Origin of the sequence: Amnibacterium kyonggiense (assembly GCF_004364555.1) — a bacterium.
Lineage (GTDB): Bacteria > Actinomycetota > Actinomycetes > Actinomycetales > Microbacteriaceae > Amnibacterium > Amnibacterium kyonggiense.
Window position 1 is genome coordinate 962,117 of sequence record NZ_SOAM01000001.1, and the last position, 23,957, is coordinate 986,073.

22 protein-coding genes are annotated in these 23,957 nt (G+C 74.8%); 14 read left to right on the forward strand and 8 right to left on the reverse strand.

Annotated elements, in window-relative coordinates; genetic code table 11:
* Window positions 1–7 precede the first annotated feature (7 nt).
* From CLV52_RS05040 to CLV52_RS05050, 3 genes are read left to right on the forward strand one after another with little or no spacing between them, the layout of a single operon-like run.
* Entirely contained in the window at window positions 8–1,162 is a 1,155-nt protein-coding gene (locus CLV52_RS05040; protein WP_133765173.1) for a GAF domain-containing protein, read from the forward strand.
* A gap of 12 nt (window positions 1,163–1,174) precedes the next feature.
* Entirely contained in the window at window positions 1,175–1,993 is an 819-nt protein-coding gene (locus tag CLV52_RS05045) for a sulfurtransferase (RefSeq protein ID WP_133765174.1), read from the forward strand.
* On the forward strand, window positions 1,990–2,547 hold the full coding sequence (locus tag CLV52_RS05050; RefSeq protein WP_133765175.1) for a GNAT family N-acetyltransferase: 558 nt from the start codon (window positions 1,990–1,992) through the stop codon (window positions 2,545–2,547). The genes CLV52_RS05045 and CLV52_RS05050 overlap by 4 nt, the downstream gene beginning before the upstream one ends.
* A 71-nt stretch (window positions 2,548–2,618) precedes the next feature.
* Here the strand turns inward: CLV52_RS05050 and hrpA are convergent, their stop codons facing one another.
* A complete protein-coding gene (hrpA, locus tag CLV52_RS05055; RefSeq protein ID WP_133765176.1) occupies window positions 2,619–6,572 on the reverse strand; it encodes an ATP-dependent RNA helicase HrpA in 3,954 nt (1,317 codons plus the stop codon).
* Between the two features lie 58 nt (window positions 6,573–6,630).
* A complete protein-coding gene (locus CLV52_RS05060; protein ID WP_170224908.1) occupies window positions 6,631–7,725 on the reverse strand; it encodes an NADH:flavin oxidoreductase/NADH oxidase in 1,095 nt (364 codons plus the stop codon).
* A gap of 133 nt (window positions 7,726–7,858) precedes the next feature.
* On the opposite strand from CLV52_RS05060, the gene CLV52_RS18655 reads away from it, so the two are divergent.
* From CLV52_RS18655 to CLV52_RS05085, 5 genes are all read left to right on the forward strand, one after another.
* A complete protein-coding gene (locus CLV52_RS18655; RefSeq protein ID WP_246017964.1) occupies window positions 7,859–8,128 on the forward strand; it encodes a GlsB/YeaQ/YmgE family stress response membrane protein in 270 nt (89 codons plus the stop codon).
* A gap of 119 nt (window positions 8,129–8,247) precedes the next feature.
* Complete coding sequence (locus CLV52_RS05070) at window positions 8,248–8,445, forward strand: hypothetical protein (RefSeq protein WP_133765179.1); 198 nt, start codon at window positions 8,248–8,250, stop codon at window positions 8,443–8,445.
* Between the two features lie 38 nt (window positions 8,446–8,483).
* Entirely contained in the window at window positions 8,484–10,316 is a 1,833-nt protein-coding gene (locus CLV52_RS05075; RefSeq protein WP_133765180.1) for a thioredoxin domain-containing protein, read from the forward strand.
* A gap of 35 nt (window positions 10,317–10,351) precedes the next feature.
* Window positions 10,352–11,179: an aldo/keto reductase gene (locus CLV52_RS05080; protein WP_133765181.1), complete on the forward strand. Its 828-nt coding sequence runs from the start codon at window positions 10,352–10,354 to the stop codon at window positions 11,177–11,179.
* Between the two features lie 288 nt (window positions 11,180–11,467).
* The gene (locus CLV52_RS05085) at window positions 11,468–12,418 is read left to right on the forward strand and encodes a ferritin-like domain-containing protein (RefSeq protein ID WP_133765182.1); all 951 of its coding nucleotides are present in this window, start codon (window positions 11,468–11,470) and stop codon (window positions 12,416–12,418) included.
* A gap of 256 nt (window positions 12,419–12,674) precedes the next feature.
* Here the strand turns inward: CLV52_RS05085 and CLV52_RS05090 are convergent, their stop codons facing one another.
* Both CLV52_RS05090 and CLV52_RS19030 read right to left on the reverse strand, forming a co-directional pair.
* Window positions 12,675–13,421: a PspA/IM30 family protein gene (locus CLV52_RS05090; RefSeq protein ID WP_133765183.1), complete on the reverse strand. Its 747-nt coding sequence runs from the start codon at window positions 13,419–13,421 to the stop codon at window positions 12,675–12,677.
* Window positions 13,422–13,476: 55 nt separating this feature from the next.
* Entirely contained in the window at window positions 13,477–15,516 is a 2,040-nt protein-coding gene (locus CLV52_RS19030; RefSeq protein ID WP_133765184.1) for a TPM domain-containing protein, read from the reverse strand.
* Between the two features lie 113 nt (window positions 15,517–15,629).
* Between CLV52_RS19030 and CLV52_RS05100 the strand changes: the two genes are divergently transcribed.
* The 3 genes from CLV52_RS05100 to CLV52_RS05110 all read left to right on the forward strand — a co-directional run bounded on the left by CLV52_RS05100 (window position 15,630) and on the right by CLV52_RS05110 (window position 17,979).
* Window positions 15,630–16,979, forward strand: coding sequence for a GH1 family beta-glucosidase (locus CLV52_RS05100; RefSeq protein ID WP_246017965.1), 1,350 nt, complete (start codon window positions 15,630–15,632; stop codon window positions 16,977–16,979).
* A 124-nt stretch (window positions 16,980–17,103) separates the two neighbouring features.
* Window positions 17,104–17,619, forward strand: a complete 516-nt coding sequence (locus CLV52_RS05105) for a hypothetical protein (RefSeq protein ID WP_133765186.1) — start codon at window positions 17,104–17,106, stop codon at window positions 17,617–17,619.
* A gap of 90 nt (window positions 17,620–17,709) precedes the next feature.
* The gene (locus CLV52_RS05110) at window positions 17,710–17,979 is read left to right on the forward strand and encodes a hypothetical protein (RefSeq protein ID WP_133765187.1); all 270 of its coding nucleotides are present in this window, start codon (window positions 17,710–17,712) and stop codon (window positions 17,977–17,979) included.
* Window positions 17,980–18,039: 60 nt separating this feature from the next.
* Here CLV52_RS05110 and CLV52_RS05115 read toward each other — a convergent pair whose 3' ends face one another.
* Together CLV52_RS05115 and CLV52_RS05120 are read right to left on the reverse strand one after the other, a co-directional pair.
* Entirely contained in the window at window positions 18,040–18,453 is a 414-nt protein-coding gene (locus CLV52_RS05115; protein WP_133765188.1) for an NUDIX hydrolase, read from the reverse strand.
* A complete protein-coding gene (locus CLV52_RS05120) occupies window positions 18,450–19,004 on the reverse strand; it encodes an LOG family protein (protein WP_246017966.1) in 555 nt (184 codons plus the stop codon). The genes CLV52_RS05115 and CLV52_RS05120 overlap by 4 nt, the downstream gene beginning before the upstream one ends.
* Before the next feature lie 66 nt (window positions 19,005–19,070).
* Between CLV52_RS05120 and CLV52_RS05125 the strand changes: the two genes are divergently transcribed.
* Window positions 19,071–20,285, forward strand: coding sequence for an MFS transporter (locus tag CLV52_RS05125; RefSeq protein ID WP_133765189.1), 1,215 nt, complete (start codon window positions 19,071–19,073; stop codon window positions 20,283–20,285).
* On the opposite strand, the gene CLV52_RS05130 is transcribed toward CLV52_RS05125, so the two are convergent.
* Both CLV52_RS05130 and CLV52_RS05135 read right to left on the reverse strand, forming a co-directional pair.
* Window positions 20,269–20,724 carry a DUF4395 domain-containing protein gene (locus CLV52_RS05130; protein ID WP_133765190.1) on the reverse strand — a complete coding sequence of 152 codons (456 nt, stop codon included), beginning with the start codon at window positions 20,722–20,724 and terminating at the stop codon, window positions 20,269–20,271. The genes CLV52_RS05125 and CLV52_RS05130 overlap by 17 nt on opposite strands.
* A complete protein-coding gene (locus tag CLV52_RS05135; RefSeq protein WP_133765191.1) occupies window positions 20,714–21,151 on the reverse strand; it encodes a TlpA family protein disulfide reductase in 438 nt (145 codons plus the stop codon). The genes CLV52_RS05130 and CLV52_RS05135 overlap by 11 nt, the downstream gene beginning before the upstream one ends.
* A 136-nt stretch (window positions 21,152–21,287) precedes the next feature.
* Between CLV52_RS05135 and CLV52_RS05140 the strand changes: the two genes are divergently transcribed.
* Window positions 21,288–22,229: a DUF389 domain-containing protein gene (locus CLV52_RS05140; RefSeq protein WP_133765192.1), complete on the forward strand. Its 942-nt coding sequence runs from the start codon at window positions 21,288–21,290 to the stop codon at window positions 22,227–22,229.
* Window positions 22,230–22,251: 22 nt separating this feature from the next.
* Window positions 22,252–23,919 carry an FAD-binding dehydrogenase gene (locus CLV52_RS05145; protein WP_133765193.1) on the forward strand — a complete coding sequence of 556 codons (1,668 nt, stop codon included), beginning with the start codon at window positions 22,252–22,254 and terminating at the stop codon, window positions 23,917–23,919.
* The last annotated feature ends 38 nt before the right edge of the window (window positions 23,920–23,957 follow it).

Sequence of the window (23,957 nt, forward strand, 5' to 3'; positions counted from 1 at the left end):
AGGTGCCGTGGATCACAACCCGTCCACCGCCCGCTCCTCGCGACTCGCGATGCAGCGGCTGCACCACAGCGGTGCCCGGCCGGTGCGCGTGCTCCTCATCGGCGACCGCGCGCACCTGTTCTCCGCCGTCGACGGCTCGACCGTGGCCGAGCGGGCCGCGGATCGGATGTGGCTCAGCACGCAGCACGGGGTCGACCTCGACGTGCTCACCGACCTCGCCCCCGTCCTGCACGCGGTGCAAGGCGTCTTCCGCACCTGGCGCCTGTGGCGGTACGACGTCGTGCTCGTCGCCCTCGGCGAGGGCCTCGACGCCGGGCGTCGACCCCGCACCCTCTCGCGAGTCGGCGATTTGCTGACCGAGGTGCTCGAGGACGCGGCCGCCGCGACCGACGTCGTCGTGGTCGGGCCGCCGGTGACCGCGCCCGATCGCAGCCGGCACGCGGCGGCGCCCGAGGACCGGCTCCGAGCCGTGGTGGGTCGGCTGGGGTCCGTCCGCGTCCGCTTCCGCGCGGTCGACCGCGGCGGCGACGAGCTGGCGCGCGCCCGGGCGTGGGCGACCGCGCTCGGCGAGGAGGTCGCCGCATCGGTGACGCGGCTGGACGGCGCCCCCGCCGAGGCGACCGCGGAGGCCCTCCGGCAGCGCCCCGATCCGGAGGCGCAGCGCCAGCACGCGCTCGACGAGCTGCGCATCGTGGGGCGGCCGCCGGAGCCGCGGCTCGACGACCTCGTCGAGCTGGCGCGGGCGGCGTTCGGCACGGCGTCCGCGGAGATCAACTTCATCGACCACGACCGGCAGTGGAAGATGGCCGTCGCCGGCGCGGAGCGGGGCGAGAACCCGCGCGCCCACTCGTTCTGCACCGTCACGATCCAGCGCGCGACGCCCTTGGTGGTGAGCGACGCGATGACCGACCCGGTGCTGCGCGAGAGCCCGTTGGCGCAGGGCGAGCATCCCATCCGGTTCTACGCGGCGCACCCGATCGAGTCGACCGACGGCTACCGGATCGGGTCGTTCTGCATCTACGACCCGGAGCCGCGGGACGTCAGCGGCCTGGACCTGTCGGTGCTGCGGGACCTCGCGCTGCTCGCCCAGGCGGAGATCACCGGGGCGGACGCGGCGCCGACCGGTGTCGCGCCCGCATTGGCGACCGCGCGGTCCGCCTGACACGATCGACGGGTGCTCGTCGACGCCTCCGAGGTCCAGGCCCTGCTCGGCGATCCGCGGCTGGTGCTGCTCGACGTGCGGTGGCGCCTCGACGTCCCCGACGGCCGGCCGGCGTACCGGGAGGGCCACCTGCCGTCGGGCGTGTACGTGGACCTCGAGCGGGAGCTCGCCGGACCGGCGTCGGCCGCGGGCGGTCGTCATCCGCTGCCGGATCCCGCAGCGCTGCAGGCTGCCGCCCGGCGGTGGGGCGTCCGGTCCGACAGCGTCGTGGTCGCGTACGACGACCTCGGCGGGATGTCGGCGGCGCGGGCGTGGTGGCTCCTCCGCGACGCCGGCGTCGACGTGCGGGTGCTCGACGGCGGCCTCGCGGCATGGCGGCGGGCCGGCCTGCCGCTCGAGACGGGCGACGCGACGCCGGAGCCGGGCGACGTCCTCCTGCACCCGGGCGCGCTGCCGGTGATCGACGCCGACGCCGCGGCCGCGTTCCGGGGGACGCTGCTCGACGCGCGCGCCGGCGAGCGGTACCGCGGGGAGGTCGAGCCGGTCGACCCGCGCGCCGGGCACATCCCGGGCGCGGTCAGCGCGCCGACCGCGGGCAACCTGGACGCTGACGGCCGCTTCCTGCCGCCGGAGGCGCTGCGCGAGCGGTTCCACTCGCTCGGGGTCGACCTCGACGGCCCGGTCGCGGCGTACTGCGGGTCCGGCATCACTGCCTCCCACGAGCTGCTCGCCCTCGCGGTCGCCGGCGTCGACGGCGCGCTCTACCCGGGCTCGTGGAGCGCCTGGTCGAGCGACCCGGGTCGCCCCGCCGCGACGGGCCCGTTGCCGTGACGGAGCAGGTCGTCCTCCGGGATGACGACCCTCGCGCACCCGTCCTGCTCTCGGAGGGGTACCGGCTTGCCCATCGGTCGTGGGGAGCGCGCCTGCGGCGACCCGACGTCGCGGCCCTGCGAGCGCTGGCCGGCGACGCCGCCGAGCTCGGCTCGGAGCACGACCCGGGCATCGCAGCCCTCGAGTCGGCGGTCCGGGAGGACTACCCGGGCGGTCCGGCGACGGCGCCGGACCTCCACGACATCGCGTCGCTCGCAGCCCTCCGCCGCGAAGGAACCCGGTTCTTCGGCGTCGTCAAGGGCGGGGAGGTCGCCGCCGTATCGGCGATCCGCCGGAACGGCGACCGAGCGGAGACCGACTTCACCGCTGTCGCGCGAGCCCACCGTCGGCGGGGGCTCGCGGAGTCGGTCAAGGCCGCGTCGGTGCTCGCGCTGCTCGCCGACGGCGCGGTCGTCTTCGGCACGGGCGGCGCCGAGGAGAACGCCGCGAGCCTCGCGATGAACGCCCGGCTCGGCTACGTCGTCACGGAGCGCTGGCTCACCCTCGTGCGGTGATCCCGGACTGCTGCGGCTGATGTCCGAACCGCATCAGTCCGGAACCGCCGCAGGAGGCGATGCGAGCTGCGCTACGCGAGGGCCTTGCGGATGCGCTGCACCGAGACCGGCTCGGCCGTCGGCAGGTGCTGCGCGAAGAGACTCAGCCGGAGCTCCTCGAGCAGCCAGCGCGCGTGGACGAGCTCCGGCCGGAGCCCGGGACGCAGCGGCAGGGTGCCGCCGGCCGCGAGGTAGAGGCCCTGCGCCGTCTGCGCCTCGGTCATCCAGACGCGGTCGCGGTTCGCCTGCTCGGGGAGCCGCTCGACGCGGTGCACGACGCCCGCCGCGTACACGGCGATGCGGGGCAGCCGGTCCGCGCCGTCGATGCGCACGAAGCCCGGGTGGATCAGCGCGTCGAGCTGCGCGCGGGCGTCGGTCAGCGCCGGCACGAGCGCCAGGCTCGTCGCCTGCCGGATCGCCCGGTCGGCGTCCCGCGCGCCCGCGAGCGCCGCCGCGGCCGCGCCGACGACGCGGAACAGGTCGTCGACGACCGAGGCGGCGAGGGCCTCCCGCATGCGGTCGAACGCGGCCCGGTCCCACGCGACGCCGTCCGGGTCGTGCCGCAGCTGCACGCGGTCGATCACCGCGTCGAGGCAGTCCTGGAACAGGGCGTCCGTGCTGCGGTACGGGCTCGCGCCGAGCGCCAGCTTCTCCGCGCCGGTGAGGTGCTCGCGGACGTACGCGGCGGGGGAGGGCGTCGCGAGCGCGAGGAGCCGGTGCACGCCCGCCCGTGTGGAGGCGACCTGCTCCTCCGGCGTCGCGAGCAGCCGCACGTCGACCGCCGCGCCGGTGTCGACGAGGGCCGGGTACGCACGGACGACCCCGCCGGCGGCCCTCGTGTCGAGCACCCGCGGCAGCGCGTCGAGGTCCCAGGTCGTCATGCCCGTCCGCTCGATCGGCGCCGATCCGGGCGCGGGGCGGGCGACGACGCGGGCCGCCGAGGAGCGCGCCCGGTCCGCGAAGCGCTGCTGCAGCGCCGCGAGGTCCGTGCTGCGGCCGAGCTCCTGCGGCGCCCCGCGTCGCCCGCGCGGCGCGTCGGTCACCGCGAATGCAGGACGGAGGTGCGCCGGGAGGCGGGACAGGTCGAAGTCCGCGGGCGCGACCGCGACCCCGGCGCCCCGGCGGACGACCGGCGCGAGCGCGTCGACGAGCGGGCCCGGGTCCGCCCCCGTCTCCGGTCCGGGGGGCAGCTCGGGCAGCAGCCGCCGCGCCCAGTCCGCCGCCGGGACGACGTGCCGGCGGATCGGCTTCGGGAGCGTGCGGAGCAGTGCGGTGACGAGCTCCTCCCGGAACCCCGGCACGAGCCAGTCGAATCCGGCGGGGGAGAGCCCGGCGAGCAGCGGCAGCGGGACCTTCACGGTCACGCCGTCGTCGGCGGCGCCCGGCGCGAACCGGTACCCGAGCCGGAGCCGCTGGTCGCCCTGCTGCCAGGTCGGCGGGTAGTCCCGCTCGTCGATCTCGGCCTCGTCCTCCTCCTCGATGAGGTCGGACCGGCGCATGGTGAGGAGGTCGGGCGCCTCCTGCCGCCTCTCCCGCCACCAGCGCTCGAAGCGGCGCACGTCCGTGACATCGGCCGGGACGCGGTCGTCGTAGAAGTCGACGATCCGCTGGTCGTCGACGGGGCGGCTGCGGGTGCGCTCCGCCTCCTCGTCGAGCTCCGCGCGGAGGCGGCGGTTGGCCCGGTCGAACTCCGACGGCGCCCCGGGAGGCGGCGTCCACTCGCCGCCGAGCAGCGCGTGCTCGAGGAACAGGTCGCGGGCGTGCGCCGGGTTCAGCCGCGCGTACTGGATGCGACGCTTCTCGACGATGGGGACGCCGAACAGGGTGACGCGTTCGTCGGCGACCGCGGCGCCCTGGCGCTGCTCCCACCGCGGTTCGCCGTAGGTGCGCTTGACGAGGTCCCCGGCGATCGGCTCCGCCCACGCGGGGTCGATCGCCGCGTTCATCCGGGCGAAGAGGCGGGAGGTCTCGACGAGCTCGGCGGACATCAGCGCCCGCGGCGGGCGCTTCGCGAGCGAGGAGCCGGGGAACACGACGAACCGCAGCTGGCGGGCGCCGAGGAACTCGTTCGCGCCACGCCGCGGCGTCGGCCGCCCGTCGCGGCCCTTCGCGGGCTGCCCGGTGCGACGCTGTCCTGAGGCACTCGAAGGGTCGTCGCGGATGCCGATCTGCGACAGCAGGCCCGCGAGGAGGCTCTTGTGGATCGCGTCGCCGGGGACGCTCGCGCGCGTCGCCGCGGCGTCGCCCTCCGGCTTCGGGGGGCGCGGCGCAGCCTCGACCTGCAGCCCGACGTCCCGCGCGATGCCGGTCAGCTGCCGGACGAGGTCCTGCCACTCCCGGATCCGGACGAAGTTGAGGAACTCCGACCGGCACCGCCGGCGGAACGCGGAGGACGACAGGTCGGGCTGCTGCTCCTCGAGGTGGTTCCAGAGGTTCAGCAGCCCGAGCAGGTCGCTGGTCGGATCGGCGAAGCGCGCGTGGAGCTGGTCCGCCTGCGCCCGCTGCTCGGCGGGCCGCTCGCGCGGGTCCTGCACGGTGAGCCCGGCGACGATCACGATCACCTCGCGGGTGACGCCGTGCCGCTTCGACTCGAGCAGCATGCGGCCGAACCGGGGATCGATCGGGACCCGCGCCAGGTCGCGGCCGGTGCGGGTGAGGGAGGCGGGCCGCCCGCCGCGCGCCTCCTGCACCGCGCCGAGCTCGCGGAGGAGGTCGAGGCCCGCGCGGACGCCCCGGGAGTCGGGCGGGGTCAGGAACGGGAACGCCTCGATCTCGCCGAGCCCGAGCGACAGCATCTGAAGGATGACCGCCGCGAGGTTCGTGCGCAGGATCTCGGGGTCGGTGTACTCGGGGCGCTTCCCGTAGTCCTCCTCCGAGTACAGCCGGATCGCGACGCCCGCGCTCGTGCGCCCGGCGCGGCCGGAGCGCTGGTTCGCGGAGGCCTGCGAGATCGCCTCGATCGGCAGCCGCTGCACCTTCGCCCGCGCGGAGTAGCGGGAGATGCGCGCGGTCCCGCCGTCGATCACCGCCCGGATGCCGGGGACGGTGAGGCTCGTCTCCGCGACGTTCGTGGCGAGGACGATGCGCCGGTCGAGCCCGGGCGTGCGGCTGCGTTCGAACACGCGGTGCTGCTCGGCCGCGGACAGCCGGCCGTAAAGGGGGAGGACCTCGGTCGGTCGCGTCCGGCCGGCGTAGCGGCCGGTCAGCACGTCGGCGACGTCGCGGATCTCGCTCTCGCCGGAGAGGAAGACGAGCACGTCGCCGCCGGGCAGGTCGCGTTCGAGCTCGTCGAGCGCCTCCTGGATCCCGGTCGCGAGGTCGCGGTCCTCCGTGGTCCCGACGTCGGGATCGTCTTCGTCGTCGCCGGCGTCCTCGACCACGAGCGGGCGGTACCGGACCTCGACGGGATAGGTGCGGCCGGACACCTCGACGATCGGCGCGGGCTTCCCGTCCGCGGCCGCGAAGTGCTCCGCGAAGCGCTCGACGTCGATCGTCGCCGACGTGACGATCACCTTGAGGTCGGGGCGGCGGGGGAGCAGCCGCTTCAGGTAGCCGAGGAGGAAGTCGATGTTGAGGCTGCGCTCGTGCGCCTCGTCGAGCACGATCGTGTCGTAGCGGCGCAGCTCGCGGTCGCGGCGGATCTCCGCGAGCAGGATGCCGTCGGTCATCAGCCGGATCCGGGTGTCCGGGCCGGACGTGTCCGTGAACCGGACCGAGTAGCCGACGAGGCCGCCGAGCGGCACGTCCAGCTCCTCCGCGATCCGCTCCGCGATCGTGCGTGCGGCGATGCGCCGCGGCTGCGTGTGCGCGATGGAGGTCCGCCCGAGTTCGAGCGCGATCTTCGGCAGCTGCGTCGTCTTGCCGGAGCCGGTCTCGCCCGCGACGATCACGACCTGGTGGTCGCGAATCGTCGCCGCGATCTCCTCCCGGACGACGCTGACGGGCAGCTCGGGCGGATAGGTGATCTCGGGGACGACGACAGACATGGGCAGTCCATTGTGAAGGTGTTCGCGGGCCCGGGGGTCCGCGGACACCTTCGCGGGATCAGGCGCGGACGGCCGCGTGGCGGGGCTTCGCCCGCCGGTACTGGACCGGCCAGGCGACGTCGACGCCGAGCTCGGCGGCCCAGGCCTGCGGCAGGTGCGGGTTGCGGAGGAGCGGCCGAGCGAGCATGACCGCGTCCGCGCGGCCCTCCGCGACGATCGCCTCCGCCTGCTCGGCGTCGTGGATCAGGCCCACCGCGTTCACGGGCATCCCGGTCGCGGTCCGGACGGCCGTCGCGAGCGGCACCTGGTAGCCGGGGCCGACGGGGATCTTCGCGTCACCGACGACGCCGCCGCTCGAGACGTCGAACCAGTCCGCGCCCGCCTCGGCCGCCCAGCCGGCCACGGTGTCGGTGTCCTCGATCGTCCAGCCGCCGTCGACCCAGTCCGTGCCGGAGAAGCGGACGAGCAGCGGCACGTCCTCCCCGATCGCGTCGCGGACCGCCCGCACGACGTCGAGCAGGAGGCGGGCGCGGCGCTCGAGCGAGCCGCCCCACGCGTCCGTGCGGTGGTTCGCGAGGGGGGAGAGGAACTGGTGGATGAGGTAGCCGTGCGCGGCGTGCAGCTCGATCGCGTCGAAGCCCGCGCCCACCGCACGCCGCGCGCCGGCGGCGAAGTCGGCGACGACGCCCGCGATGCCGGCCTCGTCGAGCGCGACCGGCGCGGCGTACCCGGCGAACGGGACCGCCGACGGCGCGACGGTCGTCCAGCCGCCGTCCTCGAGCGACTGCGAGCCGTGCCCCCTCCACTCCGGGAGGGTCGACGCCTTGCGGCCGGCGTGTGCAAGCTGGACGGCAGCGACCGCGCCGCGGGCGTGCACGAAGTCGACGATCCGGGCGAGCGCGTCCCGCTGCTCGTCGTTCCAGATCCCGAGGTCCCAGGCCGAGATGCGGCCCTCCGGGCTGACCGCCGTCGCCTCCGTCATCACGAGGCCCGCGCCGCCCTGCGCGAGCGCGCCGAGATGGACGAGGTGCCAGTCGGTCGGCATGCCGTCCCGCGCGTCCGCCGAGTACTGGCACATCGGCGAGACCCATACGCGGTTCGGCACCGTGAGGGAGCGGAGGCGGACGGGCTGGAACAGGGCAGCGTCGGTCACTCGAGGTCCGACCATCCGCGGGTGCACGCTATTCCCCGGTCCTTACACCGCTCCGATCAGGCATGGAGATCGCATTCAGCTTTTATGCAGCCAGATCCGAGACAGTGTGGGCGTCTTGGAAAGGACGGAAACCGTGAGCATCATCATCTTCCTCGTCATCGGCCTCATCGCCGGCCTCATCGCCCGTGCGGTCGTGCCCGGCCGCCAGAGCATGGGGATCATCGCGACGCTCATCCTGGGCGTCGTCGGCTCCTTCGTCGGCGGCCTCATCCTGTCGTTCCTGCCGGGCGGTGAGCCGTTCCCGTCGTTCAACGCCGCGGGCCTGATCGGTTCGATCATCGGCGCGATCGTCGTTCTGCTGATCTACATCGCGGTTCGTCGCCGCTCCGGCCGCACGGCCTGAGCCCGACCACAGAAGGACCCCGTCAGCGATGACGGGGTCCTTCGTCGTTCCCGGGAGGAGCGGTCTCCCGCCGCCGCCGCGGCCAGGGCCTTCGGATCCGCGACCGGTAGACCTGGAGCATGAGCAACAGCATGCCGCAGGGCCCGGGCCCGCAGTTCGGTTCGAACCCCGACGCCTCGCCGGTCGACGAGACCGAGGCGGTCCAGGAGGCGATGGACGAGGAGTCGGCCGAGTTGAGCGCGGAGGGCGACGACGGCGTCATCGACATCAGTGAGGCCGAGGGCCCCGACGTCTCGGGCGGCGACGACGTCGGCTGAGCGGGCCTCGGACGCCGGCACGGGCGGGGACCGCGCGCATGGGTGACCGGCTCCGCGACGCGGTGAGCCCGTACCTCCGCTCGCACGCGGCGAACCCCGTCGACTGGTTCCCGTGGGGCGAGGAGGCGTTCGCGGTCGCCCGCCGGCGCGACGTGCCCGTGCTCGTCTCGATCGGGTACGCGACCTGCCACTGGTGCCACGTGATGGCGCGCGAGAGCTTCAGCGATCCCGACCTGGCGGCGCGGCTGAACGCGGGCTTCGTCGCGATCAAGGTGGACCGGGAGGAGCACCCGGAGGTCGACGCGGCGTGCCTCGCGGCCGCCGGGGCGTTCACCCCGAACCTCGGCTGGCCGCTCAACGTCTTCATGACGCCCGAGGGCCGGGTCTTCCACGCCGGCACGTACTCGCCGCCGCGCCCCGCCGCCGGACACCCGTCGTTCCGGCAGGTGCTCGACGCCGTGGCGGAGGCGTGGACGGACCGGCGCGGGGAGGTGGAGTCTTCCGCGGCCGCACTGACCGCGGCGCTTCGGGAGGCCGCCGCCTCGGCCCCCGCGGTGTCGCCGCTCACGGCGGACGGCCTGGCCCGCGTGGTGGACGAGCTGGTCGCCTACGAGGACCGGCAGCACGGCGGCTTCGGCGGCGCACCGAAGTTCCCGGTCGCGCCGCTGCTGCTCGGGACGCTAGGGCTGGGCCGCTCCGACCTGGTCGACGCCGACCGGCGCGAGCGCGTGCGCGGCGTCGCGGAGCGGGCGCTCGCCGCGATCCGCGACGGCGGCCTCCGCGACCCGGTCGAGGGCGGCTTCTTCCGCTACGCCGTGCGTCGCGACTGGACGGAGCCCCACTTCGAGCGGATGCTGACCGACAACGCCCTTCTGCTCCGCGCGTACGCCGCGATCGGCGACCGGGACACCGCCGCCGGCGTGGTCGCCTTCCTCAGGGACGTCCTCCGGCGCCCCGGCGGCGCGTTCGGGTCGGCGCAGGACTCCGAGAGCGACGTCGACGGGGTGCGGAGCGAAGGCGGCTACTACGCCCTCGACGCCGCCGGGCGTGCGCGGCAGCCGGCGCCGGCCGTCGACGCGAAGGTGCTGAGCGGGTGGAACGGCCTCGCGATCGGCGCGCTCGCGGACGCCGGCACGCGTTTCCGCGAGCCCGGCTGGGTCACCCTCGCCGTGGAGGCCGCGGAAGCGGTCCTCGCCTTCCAGGTGCGCGACGGGGTGCTGCTCCGCGCGAGCCTCGACGGGCGGCCCTCCGACGCGGTCGCGACGCTGGAGGACCACGGCGGCCTCGCCGCCGGCCTGCTCGAGGTCGCGCTCGCCTCGGGACGCGTCGACCTGGCGATCGAGGCGCGGCGCCTCGTCGACGCCTGCCTCGTGGACGGCCGGTTCGCGGCGCCCGCCGCGGATCCGGTGCTCAGCGCGCTCGGGGTGCCGGGCGGGTCGGACGTGAGCGAGGGCGCGGCGCCGTCCGGGCCGACCGCGATCGCGTCCGCCGCGTGGACCCTGCACCTCCTGACCGCCGACCCGGCGTACCGGGATGCGGCGGCGGCGACCGTCGCGCCGCTCGCCGCCGCGGCGCTCGACCGCCCGATCGGGTACGGGGCCGCGCTCGCCCTCGGCGTCGCGATGGCCGAGCCCGTCCGGCAGGTCGTCGTCGTCACGACGGGGGAGCGCGACGCGACGCTCGCCTCGGCGGCGCGGGCCCTACCAACCTCCGTCACCGCGGTGCTCGACGCCCCGGCCGCCGCGGCCTTCGCCGCCGCGGGCTTCGAGCTGTTCGAGGGCCGGACCCCCGTCGGCGGTCGGGGCGCGGCCTACGTGTGCGAGGACTTCGTCTGCCGGCTCCCGGTGACCGAGGCCGCCGCGCTCGCCTGAGACCGACTCGGAGGCGCGGCTGGGAGGCTGTGCCGATGCCCGACATCCCCGTCCTCACCGGCCACGACGGCGCGCGCGTCCCCGCCATCGGTCTCGGCACCTACGACCTGCGCGGCGCCGACGGGGTGCGCCAGGTGCGCACCGCCATCGACGCCGGCTACCGCCTGCTCGACACCGCCTTCAACTACGACAACGAGGGCGTGGTCGGGCGGGCGATCGCCGAGTCCGGCGTGCCGCGTGCGGAGTTCGTCTACTCGACGAAGCTGCCGGGCCGGTACCACCGGCACGACCTCGCGCGGAAGGCGATCGAGGAGAGCCTGTACCGCAGCGGGCTCGACCGCCTCGACCTCGTGCTGATCCACTGGCCGAACCCGCAGCGCGGGCTCTACGCGGAGGCGTGGCGCGCCCTCGTCGAGGCCCGCGCCGACGGGCTCGTCTCGATGATCGGCGTCTCCAACTTCCTGCCGGAGCACCTCGACCGGGTCATCGGCGACACCGGCGTCACGCCGGTGCTCAACCAGATCCTCGTGAACCCGTACACGCCGCACGACGCGTGGCGGGCCGCGAACGCCGAGCGCGGGATCCTCACCGAGGGGTACACGCCGCTCGGCAAGGGCAGCGACCTCGCGGACGACCCGGTCGTCACCGCGATCGCCGCCGACCACGGGGTGAGCGCCTCGCGCCTGCTGCTCGCCTGGTCCGTCGCGATCGGCGTGATCCCCCTCCCGAAGTCCGGGAACGCCGCCCGCCAGGCCGAGAACCTCGACGTGTTCGGCATCGAGCTGACCGACGACGAGCTCGGCCGGCTGGCATCGCTGTCCCGCGGCGGCGGGGCCGACCCCGACACGCACGAGGAGCTCTGATGGCGCAGGCGGACGGTCTCGACGAGGCGCACGCGAGGTGGCGCCGCTCGCTGACGGACCGGGGCAACGACCCGCTCAAGTGACGCGGCGCGCAGGTCGAGTGCAGTCGCGCGGGCCCGGATGCGCGCATCTGCGCGCATCGCGGCGCTCGACGCTGAGAGGACGCCCGGCGCGCCTTCCGAGCCGGCGACACCCGGACCTAGCGTCCGGGACGTGACCCCTGCCCGGGGGTCGTGCGGGCGTCGCCGTGGGTGCGCCCGCCCCATGACGACAGAGAAGACGTCACCCATGTTCGGAAAGCAGTTCCTCGGCCAGGTCGTCGAGCGGAGCGCGGAGACCGCCGTCGACCGCCGCAAGCTCCTCACGATGGCGGGCATCGCCGGCGCCGGTGCCGGCGCGGCGGTCCTCGGTTCCTCCGCAGCGGCGACGGCCGCCCCGGCGCACTGGGGCAACGGTCCCGTCAACGACGGCTCGATCCTCAACTTCGCGCTCAACCTCGAGTACCTCGAGGCCGAGTTCTACCTCCGCGCCGTCACCGGGGAGGGCCTCCCCGACGGCTACACCACCGGGAAGTGCGATCGCGGCCGGGTCCGGGGCGGGCACAAGGTGCCGTTCCGGACGAAGGCGATCAAGAACTACGCCCGCGAGATCGCGATGGACGAGAAGGACCACGTGGCCTTCCTCCGGAGCGCGCTGGGGAACGCGAAGGTCTCACGGCCGTCGATCGATCTGCAGACCAGCTTCACCGCGGCCGCGACCGCAGCCGGCGTGATCAAGAAGGGGCAGACCTTCGATCCGTTCGCGAGCGAGACGAACTTCCTGCTCGGGGCGTTCCTGTTCGAGGACGTCGGCGTCACCGCCTACAAGGGCGCAGCGCCGCTCATCACGAACAAGACCTACCTGGACGCCGCGGCCGGCATCCTCGCGGTCGAGGCGTACCACGCCGGCATCGTCCGCACGACGCTCTACGCGGAGGGCTTCCTCGACCCGAGCCTCTACGGCACGGTGAACAAGCTCTCGGACGCCCGCGATCTGCTCGACGGCCCGGGCGACGACGACCAGGGCATCGGCGACCGGGACCGTGCCAACCTGGTCCCGACGGACCGGAACAGCATCGCGTACAGCCGCACGCCGGGCGCGGTGCTCGACATCGTCTACCTCAACCTGTCCGGGAAGCCGGTCGACAAGGGCGGCTTCTACCCGCACGGCGTCAACGGCGCCATCCACGTCAGCGCCTGACCGCGCACGAAGGGCCCCGTCGACCGACGTCGGCGGGGCCCTTCCGCATCAGGCGAACGCGTGCTCCTGCGCGTCGCGCATCCGATGGACCAGGACGAAGCCGGCCGCGACGATGAGCAGACGGACGATGAGGCGCTTCATGCCTCGACGCTAACCCCGCCCTCCTCCGCCGCCCGCAGCGAACCGCGCTTCGGACGGGTTCACGGATGGGGAGATCGGTGCTCCGGATCTCCGTATCCGTGAACCAGGGCGGCGGCTACTGCTGGTCGCGGTGGGGCGTCGCCGTCAGCTCGACGGGCTGCTTCAGAGCGGCGAGGCGCGCCTCGATCTCCGACTGCGTGCCGAGGTCCTCGAGGCTCTCGAACTGCTTGTCGAGGCTGGAGGAGGCCAGCTCCTGCTGCCCCATGACCTTCGCCTCCTCGCGGCGGACCTTCTCGTCGAAGCGGCCGAGCTCGCTGGTCGGGTCCTGGATGTCGATCGACTTCATCGCGCCGAGCACCTGCGACTGCGCCGCCGCGGTCTTCGAGCGGGCGACGAGCTCGTTCCGCTTCGACCGCAGCTGGTCGAGCTTCAGGTGCATGCCGTTCAGGCCCTCCTTCAGCTTGTCGACCACCTCGGTTTGGCTGGCGATGGTCGGCTCCGCGTCCTTCGCCTCCTTCTCGCTCTGCAGCTGCTTGCCGATCGCGACCTTGGCGAGGTTGTCGAACTTGTCCGCGTCGGCGGTGTTCCCGGCGGAGCGGAGCTCGTCGGCCTTCGACGAGGCTGCGAGCGCCTTCCGACCCCAGTCGGCGGCCGCGTCGACGTCCTCCTTGTGGTCCTGCTCGAGCATGCGCAGGTTGCCGATCGTCACCGCGACGGCGTCCTCCGCCTCCGCGATCGAGTTCGTGTAGTCGCGGACCAGCTGGTCCAGCATCTTCTCCGGGTCCTCGGCCTGGTCGATCAGCGAGTTGATGTTCGCGCGGACGAGGGTCGAGATGCGGCCGAAGATCGATTGCTTCACCATGGGGTTCTCCTTGTTCCTGTTCGTTCGTGGATCTGGTGGGTCGAGACCCGGCGGGTCAGAACGAGCCGCCGCCCCCGCCGCTGAAGCCACCGCCGCCGCCCCCGCCGAAGGAGCCGCCGCCTCCGCCGCCGAAGCCTCCTCCGCCGCCGAAGCCGCCGCCACCCCAGCCGCCTCCGCCCCAGCCGCTCGAATGGCCGCCGCCGGAGAGGATGCCGCCGAGGATGCCGCCGAGCACCGCGCCGCCGAAGGCGCCGTTGCCGCCGCCGCCGTACCCGCCACCGCCCCAGCCGCCGCCGCTGCGGAAGTCGTCGATGTCCCGCTGCGCGAGGTCGGCCGCGTCGTGGGCGAGGGCGAGGGCGTGCTGGGCCGAGCCGAGGGCGTCGACCGGGTCGCTCTGCTGCAGCGCGTTCGCCCGGTCGAGCTCGCGCTGCGCCTCGCTCAGCCGGGTGCGGGCCTCGCTGCCGACGCCGCCGCGCCGGTTCTCGATGTAGCGCCGTGCGTCGCGGACGGCCTGATCGGCGCTGTCGATCGCGCGGGGCAGCGTCGCGACCGCGCGCGACAGCCGCTGCTGCTGATCCCGGATCGGCGCCATCGCCCGCTCGAGCCGACCGTTCGCCTGCTCGACCGTCACCAGGCCGGCCGGAGGCGCCTGCAGGTCGGCGGTCTCGATCGCGGCGCGGGCCGCCGCGACGGCGGCGGACAGCTCCTTGTCGCGCGACCCCGCGCGCTCCGCCTCGGCGATGTCGTTCCGGGTGTCGTCGACCGCGGCGTCGAGCTGCCGCTTCACGGTCATGAACTCGGTCGGCGCCGAGACGATGCCGTCGAGCAGCACGCCCGCCTGCGCGAGCGCCTGCTGCGCGCTCCGGAGTGCGACCGCGCCGCCGCCGGTGCTCGTCGAGCCCGCCGTGCCGGCGTCGGCGAGCGCCTGCGTCGAGAGCGTCAGCAGATCCTGCGCCTGCTGGAGGTCGTCCGCGGCACCGTGCACGGCGTCCTCGCCGAACCGCGTGCGGATGACGTCGAGCGCCTTCGACGCCTCCGCCGCGCGGGCAGTCAGGCGCTGCTGCTCCTGCGACGCCGCGGGGACCGCGGAGGGCAGCTGCTGCTCGAGCTTCCGCAGGTCGTCGAAGGCGGACTGCTGCGCCTGCAGCGTCTGCTCAGCCTCCTCGCAGAGCGCGATGATCCGCTCGGTCATCTCGCGCTGCTGCTGCGGCGTCTCCGGGACGTCGTCGTCGAGCTGCTGCCGGATCGTGAACGCGTCCCGCGCGCGCTGCTTGGCGGTCGCGAGCGCCTCCGCGAACGGCTTCGCGGCCTGGTCGCCGAACTCCGCGGTCGCGAAGCCGAGCTCCTGCTCGCTCGTCGTCAGGTCGTCGTCGAGGGCGACGAGCGCACGGCTCGAGCGGCGGTCGAGCTCCTTCTGGTCGACGGGCGGCGGCCCCACGGGAGCCGCGGTGCCGTCGCCGGCGCCGACCGCGGCCGGCTGGCGCATGCGTCGCCGGATCACGACGACCACGATCACGATCACGACGATCAGCGCGATGAACAGGAAGATCGTCAGGGCGCCGCTGCCGCCGCTCGATGAGGAGCCCTGGGACGTGCCGTCGCCCGACGAGCCGCCCGCCTGCTGCTGCGCCTGGCGGAGCCCGTCCGCGAACGCCTCCACGCCGCCGGCCCAGTCGTTCTGCTTGAACCGTGGTACGAGGTCGTCGGAGGCGACCTGGTCGAGCTCGCTGCGATCGAGCGCGAAGTCGTTCGAGCGGGCGATCCCGAAGTTGCGGTCCTGCGTCGCGACCGCGAGCACGACGACGTCGTTGGAGGAGTCGCCGTTCTGGGCCGTGTCGACGGCCCACTGCTGCCGGTCCGACGGGTCGGTGAAGGTCTTCACGAAGACGACGCGGAGGTCCGAGCCGGTCGCGTTGTCGTAGGACTCGATGGCGTCCCGGACGGTCGTCTCCTGCGCGGACGAGAGGACGTCCGCCTGATCGACGAGCTGCTGCGATCCCAGGTCGACGGGCGGCTCCGCCCACGCCGCCGAGGCGCCTCCGAGCGTCAGCGCCGCCGCGACGGCGAGGCCGAGGGTCACGCGGTGCAGTCGCATCCGTCCTCCTGGACCCGGGATCGTAGTGGCCGCCTCCGCACGGTCGATGTGCTCACCGCATGAACAGGATGAGTGCGGCCGGGATGGCAGGATCGGGCCGACGAGGAGGTCGTATGGGGTTCCCCGAGGGATTCGTGTTCGGCAGTGCAACGGCGTCGTACCAGATCGAGGGCGCGGTCGACGAGGACGGCAGGCGGCCGTCGATCTGGGACGTGTTCAGCCGCACTCCGGGGAGGACGGTCGGCGGCGACACCGGCGACGTGGCCGACGACCACTACCACCGGTGGGAGGCGGACCTCGACCTGATGACGACGCTCGGGCTGCACGCCTACCGCTTCTCCGTCGCGTGGCCGCGGGTCGTGCCGGAGGGGCGCGGCGCGGTCAACCGGAAGGGCCTCGACTTCTACTCGCGGCTCGTCGACGGGCTGCTCGACCGCGGCATCACCCCGGTCGCGACGCTGTACCACTGGGACCTGCCGCAGGTGCTCGAGGACGAGGGCGGATGGCGCGAGCGCTCCACCGCGGAGGCGTTCGCGACCTACGCGGGCGCGGTCGCGGAGGCGCTCGGCGACCGCGTCGACACCTGGACGACGCTGAACGAGCCGTGGTGCGCGGCGTTCCTCGGCTACGGCGCCGGCGTCCACGCGCCGGGCGCGACCGACCCGGTCGCCGCGCTCCGGGCGGCGCATCACCTGAACCTCGCGCACGGGCTCGCCGCGCAGGCGATCCGCGCGCAGCTGCCGGACGCGAAGCTCTCCGTGACGCTGAACCTCCACGTGTTCCGACCGGAGGGCCCGACCGGGCCGGAGGCCGCCCGCCGGCTCGACGCGGTCGGCAACCGCATCTGGCTCGGGCCGATGCTCGAGGGCGCCTACCCGGCCGACCTGCTCGAGGACACGGCCGCGCTGACCGACTGGTCGTTCGTGCAGGACGGCGACCTCGAGGCGATCCGCCAGCCGATCGACGTGCTCGGCGTGAACTACTACTCGACCTCTCACGTGCGGCTGCACGAGGGACCCGTCGAGCCCGCGCCGAGCCCGTGGTCCGGCGCGGACGTCGTCGAGATCCTGCCGCCCGAGGGGCCGCTGACCGACATGGGGTGGAACATCGACCCCGCCGGGCTCACCGACCTCCTGGTCTCGCTGCACGAGCGCTACCCGGACCTGCCGCTCATGGTGACCGAGAACGGCGCCGCGTTCCCCGACGTCGTCGAGGACGGGGCCGTGCACGACGCCGACCGGATCGACTACCTCCGGCGGCACTTCGCGGCGGCGCAGGACGCGATCGAGGCCGGCGTCGACCTCCGCGGCTACTTCGTCTGGTCGCTGCTCGACAACTTCGAGTGGGCGCTCGGCTACTCGAAGCGCTTCGGGATCGTGTGGGTCGACTACGCGACCCAGGAGCGGCTGCCGAAGGACAGCGCCCGCTGGTACGCGGACGTCATCCGCACCGGCGACCTCTGACCTCCCCGAACTTGCTCACGCTTCTTGCCGCGCGACTCGGATCGCGGCGGCAAGAAGCGTGAGCAAAGTGCGGGTTGTGGAGAACTCGAGGCGAGGAACGGGCCCGGTCGGCACCATGCCTGCCATGGCCGAACCGAGATCCCTCCCCGACGACCTCGAGGGCAGGGCCTTCAGTCGCGACGACGCGGAGCGCGCAGGGCTGCGTCCCGGCCGCCTGCGCCGGCGGGACATCCGGCGGCCCTTCCACGGCGTGCAGATCGTGGGCTCGTTCGGAACGCTCCGCGAGCGCTGCACGGCGTACCGGGTGCGGATGAAGCCCGGCCAGGCCTTCAGCCACCAGACGTTGGTGCTGCTGCAGGGGCTGCCGCTCGCGCGGGCGTTCGAGGAGGAGCTCGACCTCCACGTCTCGGTCGTGATGCCGGGGCGAGCGCCGACGACGCGCGGTGTCGTCGGGCACCGCATCCGCATCGCCCCGCCGGTCGTCGATCTCGGCGGCCTGCCCGTCGTCCGGATGGACGAGGCGTGGGCGCAGATGGCCCCGCTGCTGGCGGTCGACGAGCTGATCGTGCTCGGCGACGCCGTGCTTTGGCGCGAACACGAGCTGCTCGAGGCGATGCGGGCTGCCGCCGAGACGCCCTAGCGTCCGGGGCGTGAGCGCCTCGGACGCGCGCTCCGCGAGATCCGGCGCGGCGCGGCGAGCCCGGGGGAGACCCGCACCCGGCTGCTGCTCGTGCGGGCCGGGATCCCGGAGCCGGAACTGAACGCGGAGGTCCACCTGCCCGGCGGGATCGTGCACCCGGACATGGTGTGGCGGGAGCGCCTCGTCGCCGTCGAGTACGAGGGGGACGGCCACCGCGACCGCGAGCAGTTCGTCTACGACGTCGGACGCTACGAGCGCATGCAGGCCGCCGGGTGGACGGTCGTGCGCGTCCTGCCCGACGACCTCCGCGGCGCGCTGGCCGAGCAGCTCATCCGTCGCGTCCGCTCCCTCCTTCTCTGACTTTGCTCACGCTTCTTGCCGCCTGCAGCCAGCACGGGCGGCAAGAAGCGTGAGCAAAGTTCAGGGGGTGGGGCGGGGGAGGAGGAGGCGGGCCAGCGGGGCCAGGCGGGCGCCGAGAGCCTCCGCCTCGGACGGGGTGCACCAGCGGAGCTCCTCGATCTCCGCGTGCGGCTCGATCGCGTCCGCGACGCCGGCGGTGAGCGGCAGGCGGAAGACCTCCGCCTCGAGCCGGTGACCCGGCTCGTTCGCCGCGTCGGTGACGAACGGGCCGAGGGGCTCCAGGGCGGTCTCGGGCACGTCGAGCCCGAGCTCCTCCGACAGCTCACGGACGAGCGCGCCGCGCGGGGTCTCACCCGCCTCCGGCTTGCCGCCCGCCTGCATGAACCGGTCGGTGCCGCGCTTGCGGACCAGGAGCTGGCGCCCCGACGGATCGGTCACGAGCGCCGCGACGACCCGGACGACGAGGTCGGTCACGCGTCCTCGAGGGCGGCGAGGAGCGGCTCGAGGGAGGACTCGAAGCGGATCATCGCGGCGCCCCGGTCGGAGAGGAAGCCCTCGCCGACCATGTGCGCGACGAGCTCCCGCATCGGCGACCAGTACCCGAGCACGTCGAGGAACCCGCACGGCTTGGAGTGGTAGCCGAGCATCGCCCACGACCACTGCTCGACGATCTCCTCGAGGGTGCCCGCGCCGCCCGGCAGCGCGACGAAGACGTCCGCGAGCTCGGCCATCATCGCCTTCCGCTCCGCCATGGTCTGCACGACGTGGAGCTCGGCCAGGTCCGGGTGCGCGAGCTCCGGCCCGATGAGCGCCTCAGGGATCACCCCGACGACGGTGCCGCCCGCGCCGAGCGCGCCGTTCGCCACCGCGCCCATCAGTCCGGTCCCGCCGCCGCCGTAGACGACGGTGATCCCGCGCTCCGCGAGGGTGCGCCCCACCTCGGACGCCGCCTCGAGGTGCCTCGGGTCGACGCCGTCCCGCGCGCCGCAGAACACCGCCACCGCCCTGATCGCTCGTTCCGTCACGCGGCGCATCGTAGGCGAGGGATGTTTCGCAGCCCGCTCGTCGGTGGGCGCTGGAAGGCTGGTGCGGTGGCGGGCAGGCGGGCGGAGGCGGTCTACCTCGCGGGCGCCATCCCGGTCCGGCTCGTCACGAACGGCGCCGGCGTCGCCCTGGCGCTCGCCGCGGCGACCCGCCTCGACAGCGTCGCGATCGGCGGGGTGCTGATCGCCGTGCTGAACGCGCCGAGCGTCGTCGCGGCGCCCGTCATCGGCGCCCTCACCGACGCGGTCGGCTCGCCGAAGCGCTTCATGCTCGGCGCGAGCGTCGTGCTCGCCGCCGCGCTCGTGACCGCCGCCTTCGTCGGCGCGGTCCCGCTCCCGCTCGTGATCCTCGGACTGCTCGCGGGCGGCTGCGTCGTGCCGGTGTTCATCGGCGGCCTCTCCGCCTGGGTGGACGAGGCGATGCCGGGCGACCACGCCCGCGGCTTCGCGGTCGACGCCCTGAGCTACAACCTCGCGGGCATCGCCGGGCCGGCCGTCGTCGCCGGCATGAGCGCGCTGCTGACCGCCACCGGGGCGCTGCTCGCGCTCGCCGCGGTGATGGTCGCGGGCGGCCTCCTCCTCCAGGTGCTGCCGATCGCCGGCCGGGGCGGCGCCGCGGATCCGCGGTCGCTCGCCCGGGGCGTCGCGCGCGCGACGCGCCACCTCGTCACCCACGGGCCGCTCGCCCGCGTCGTGCTCGCGGGCGCGGTCGTGCAGCTCGGCGCAGGGATGATGCCCGTCGTCGCCGTGCTCGTCGCGGTCCACCGCGGGCTCGCCGAGAGCGCGGGAGGGCTCCTGCTCACCGCCTTCTCGATCGGCGGCGTCACGGGCGCACTGCTCGTCGCCGTGCCCGCGATCACCCGCCGGGTCGCCGCGGTGCGGCCGCGGCTGATGATGGCGGTCAGCTTCACGGCGACCGGCGTGCTGACGCTGCTCGCGGCCGTGAGCCCCTCCTTCGCCCTGACGGCGGTCGCGCTCGCGCTGTCCGGGCTGCCGGACGCGACCGGTGTCGCCGCCATGCTGCGGCTGCGGCAGGAGGAGAGCCCCGCGGACGTGCGCGCGCAGGTCTTCGTGGTCGCGGCCGGCACCCGGGCGGTGACCGCGGCGATCGGCGCCGCCGTCGCCGGAGCGGTCGCCGGGCTCGACCCGTCGCTGCTGCTCGGGCTCGTCGCGGTGCCGTGGCTGACGGCCGCGCCGATCCTGCTCGCCCGCTTCCGCCGCCCGCGCGCCGACGCGGCGGAGGCGCCTACGCCGGCCGGATGACCCGGGCGCGGAGCAGCAGCACGTACAGCCGGCAGCCGAGGCAGTACCCGAACACCGAGTTGAGGAACGCGGCGACGAACGCCATCGCCGCGAACACCGCGAGCCCGGCCGGCAGGCCGAACGCGCCGAGTGCGACGCCGACGAGCGTGATGACGAACCCGACGCCCTGGGCGAAGGTCGGCGGCGCAGCGTCCTCCAGCTCCGTCGGCGGCTGCAGGCGCGGGCGGATCAGCGCGCGGAACAGGCGCCCGGAGGGGTGCCGCTCGATCCCGGCGAACGCGCCCCAGGCGAAGAGGGCGCAGATCGCGGCGAGCAGCACGGTCGCGACGACACCCGCGCCGACGAGGGCGAGGAAGACGTCGACGAGCAGCAGGACCGCGGTGATGCCGGCGCCGAAGCGCGGGCCGCGCGGGTCGATGCGGGCGCGGTCAGCGGACATGGTCGCCTCCGAGGACGGTCGTGAGCTCACGGTCGAGGGCGTCCCGCCGCGGCGCGCCGCCGATGCGGGCGCGGACCCGGTGGCCGCCGTCGACGAGCAGGGTGGTCGGGGTCTGGAGGACGCCGAACCGGTCCGCAACGTCGGGTCGCCGGGTGAGGTCCACCTCGACGTGCACGACGCCCTCGTGCCCGTCGGCCACGGCGCGGAGCAGCCGCGCCGTCCCCGGGCACTGCGCGCAGGTCGGCGTGGAGAACTGGACGAGCGTCGCGCGGGCGCCGAGCGGCGCCTCCGCTCCGAGGTCGGCGGCGGTGACGCGATCGCCGGAGGCGGTCCGGAGCCGCCCCGCACCGGCCCGGTGCAGCAGGCCGAGCGCGGTGGCGAGCACGACGAGTGCGGCCAGGGCGGCGAGCGCGAGCAGCGGAGACATCCCGGCACCATACGGACGCGAGCGCCGGACCCGGCGTCGTGTGACGGCGGATGACGCGGAGGCCGGCGCTGCATCGTGCGGTGGGGGCCGGGCCGCGTGCAGCGCGCGTCGCCGGACGCCGGGCAGGATCGGGGCCGTGCTGCACCTGGCGCTCGTGCTCCCGTCCGACCGCTCCCGACCGGCGCTCGAGGAGCTGCGGGCGCACGAGGGCGTCGCGTCCCTGCGACACCTGCCGGGGGCCGCGGTCGACCCGCGGGGCGACGTCATCGAGGCGGACGTCGCGCGCGAGTCGGCGGACGAGCTGATCGACCGCCTCCGCCACCACTGCACCGCGCTCGGGGGCACGATCACCGTCACGGAGATCGCCGTCGCGATCGGCGACCGCATCGAGCGGGCCGAGCGCGCCGCGCCGGGCGAGGGCGTCGACGCGGTGCTCTGGGACCAGCTCGCCGAGCGGACGGGGGAGGACGCGCGGCTCTCGGCGACCTTCCTCGTGTTCCTGATCGCGGCAACGCTGATCTCGGCGGTCGGCATCCTCACCGACAGCGAGGTGCTCGTCGTGGGCGGCATGGTCCTCGGCCCCGAGTTCGGGCCGCTCGCGTTCATCGCCCTGTCGATCGTCCGGCGGCGACCACGGCAGCTGCTGCGCGGCGCCGTGCCCCTCCTCGTCGGCTTCCCCGTCGCGATCGCCGCCACCGCCGGGGTCGTCGCGCTGATCCGGGCGACGTTCGGGCTGCCGGCCGGCTACCTGGACGGGAACCGGCCCCTCACCTCGTTCATCTCGCACCCCGACCAGTTCAGCGTCATCGTGGCGCTGATCGCCGGCGTCGCGGGCGTCGTCTCGCTGACGAGCTCCCGCTCCGGCGCGCTCGTCGGCGTGTTCATCAGCGTCACCACCATCCCGGCTGCGGCGAACATCGGCGCCGCGCTCGTCACCGGGCGCCTCGACGAGGCGGGCGGCGCCGCGGTGCAGCTCGGCGTCAACATCGGGTGCCTGCTCGTCGCGGCGGTCGTCACGCTGGTCGTCCAGCGGGCAGCGCGGTCCCGGCGCCGGCGGCGGGAGGCGCGCGGACGCTGACGGTCGTGGCAGGGTCGCAGGCATGGATGCCGATGTCGTCATCGTCGGCGGCGGCCTCGCGGGGCTCGTCGCAGCGACCGAGCTGACCGCCGCGGGGCGCCGCGTCGCGCTCGTCGAGCAGGAGAACGCCGGGAACCTCGGCGGCCAGGCGTTCTGGTCGTTCGGCGGGCTGTTCCTCGTCGACAGCCCCGAGCAGCGGCGGTGGGGCATCCGCGACTCGGCGGAGCTGGCCTGGCAGGACTGGCGCGGCAGCGCGCAGTGGGACCGCCTCGACGACGAGGACCGGTGGGCCGCGGCATGGGGCGAGGCGTACGTCGCCTTCGCGGCCGGGGAGAAACGGGCCTGGCTGCAGCAGCACGGCGTCCGCTTCACCCCGCTCGTCGGGTGGGCGGAGCGCGGCAACGGCCGCGCGGGCGGCCACGGGAACTCCGTGCCGCGATTCCACCTGCCGTGGGGGACCGGCACCGGCGTCTCGGGACCCTTCGCCGCGAAGGCGCGCGCGGCTGCCGCTGCCGGGCTGCTCGACCTCCGGTTCCGGCACCGCGTCGACGGGCTCGTGGTCGAGGGCGGGGCGGTCGTCGGCGTGCGCGGCGCCGTGCTCGCGCCGGACGAGGCCCCGCGCGGCGTCGCCTCCAACCGCGACGTCGTCGGCGACTTCGAGCTCCGCGCGCAGGCGGTGGTGCTCGCGTCCGGCGGGATCGGCGCGGACCACGACCTCGTGCGCGCGATGTGGCCGGAGCGGCTCGGCCGGCCGCCGCGCCGCATGCTCACCGGCGTCCCCGCGCACGTCGACGGCCGCGGGATCGGCATCGCGGAGGCGTCCGGCGCCCGCGTCGTGAACAAGGACCGGATGTGGCACTACACGGAGGGCGTCGCGAACTGGGACCCGATCTGGGCCGGGCACGGCATCCGGATCCTGCCCGGGCCGTCGTCGATGTGGTTCGACGCGCTCGGCCGGCGCCTGCCGGCGCCCGGGCTGCCGGGGCACGACACGCTCGGCACGCTGCGGCTCCTCCGCACCGACCCCGACATCGCCGCGTTCGACCACTCCTGGTTCGTCGCCTCGCAGAAGGTCGTGGAGAAGGAGTTCGCGCTCTCCGGCTCGGAGCAGAACCCGGACCTCACGAACCACGACTGGCCGCTGCTGCTCCGGTCGCGCCTCGGTCGCGGCCCGACGCCGGCGGTCGCCGCGTTCGAGCGGCACGGCCCGGACTTCGTCGTCGCCGACCGGCTCGGCGACCTCGTCGCGGGCATGAACCGGATCGCCCCGGAGGCGCCGCTGGAGCTCGCCGCGATCGAGCGACAGATCCGGGAGCGCGACGCCGAGCTCGCGAATCCGTTCACGAAGGACGCGCAGCTGCAGAGCATCCACAACGCCCGCCGCGCGCGGAGCGACCGCTTCACCCGCGTCGCGACCCCGCACCGCCTTCTCGACCCGGCCGCGGGGCCGCTCGTCGCGGTGAAGCTCCACGTCATCACCCGGAAGACGCTCGGCGGCGTCCAGACCGACCTCGACGGGCGGGCGATCGGCGCGGACGGGGCGCCGCTGCCCGGGCTGTGGGCCGCGGGGGAGGCCGCCGGGTTCGGCGGCGGCGGTGCGCACGGCTACAACGCGCTCGAGGGGACCTTCCTCGGCGGCTGCCTCTTCACCGGCCGCGTGGTGGGGCGCTCGCTCGCGGCCGCGCTGTAGCGCTCTGCTGCCCGTCCGGCACCACTGCACGGGCATGG

Coding starts and splice junctions, on each gene's coding strand:
- hrpA (WP_133765176.1), bottom strand. CDS start 6,572: ATGTCTGTCGTCGTCCCCGAGATCACCTATCCGCCCGAGCTGCCCGTC.
- CLV52_RS05070 (WP_133765179.1), top strand. CDS start 8,248: ATGAGCAACAGCATGCCGCAGGGCCCGGGCCCGCAGTTCGGTTCGAAC.
- CLV52_RS05075 (WP_133765180.1), top strand. CDS start 8,484: ATGGGTGACCGGCTCCGCGACGCGGTGAGCCCGTACCTCCGCTCGCAC.
- CLV52_RS05080 (WP_133765181.1), top strand. CDS start 10,352: ATGCCCGACATCCCCGTCCTCACCGGCCACGACGGCGCGCGCGTCCCC.
- CLV52_RS05085 (WP_133765182.1), top strand. CDS start 11,468: ATGTTCGGAAAGCAGTTCCTCGGCCAGGTCGTCGAGCGGAGCGCGGAG.
- CLV52_RS05090 (WP_133765183.1), bottom strand. CDS start 13,421: ATGGTGAAGCAATCGATCTTCGGCCGCATCTCGACCCTCGTCCGCGCG.
- CLV52_RS19030 (WP_133765184.1), bottom strand. CDS start 15,516: ATGCGACTGCACCGCGTGACCCTCGGCCTCGCCGTCGCGGCGGCGCTG.
- CLV52_RS05100 (WP_246017965.1), top strand. CDS start 15,630: ATGGGGTTCCCCGAGGGATTCGTGTTCGGCAGTGCAACGGCGTCGTAC.
- CLV52_RS05105 (WP_133765186.1), top strand. CDS start 17,104: ATGGCCGAACCGAGATCCCTCCCCGACGACCTCGAGGGCAGGGCCTTC.
- CLV52_RS05130 (WP_133765190.1), bottom strand. CDS start 20,724: ATGTCCGCTGACCGCGCCCGCATCGACCCGCGCGGCCCGCGCTTCGGC.
- CLV52_RS05135 (WP_133765191.1), bottom strand. CDS start 21,151: ATGTCTCCGCTGCTCGCGCTCGCCGCCCTGGCCGCACTCGTCGTGCTC.
- CLV52_RS05145 (WP_133765193.1), top strand. CDS start 22,252: ATGGATGCCGATGTCGTCATCGTCGGCGGCGGCCTCGCGGGGCTCGTC.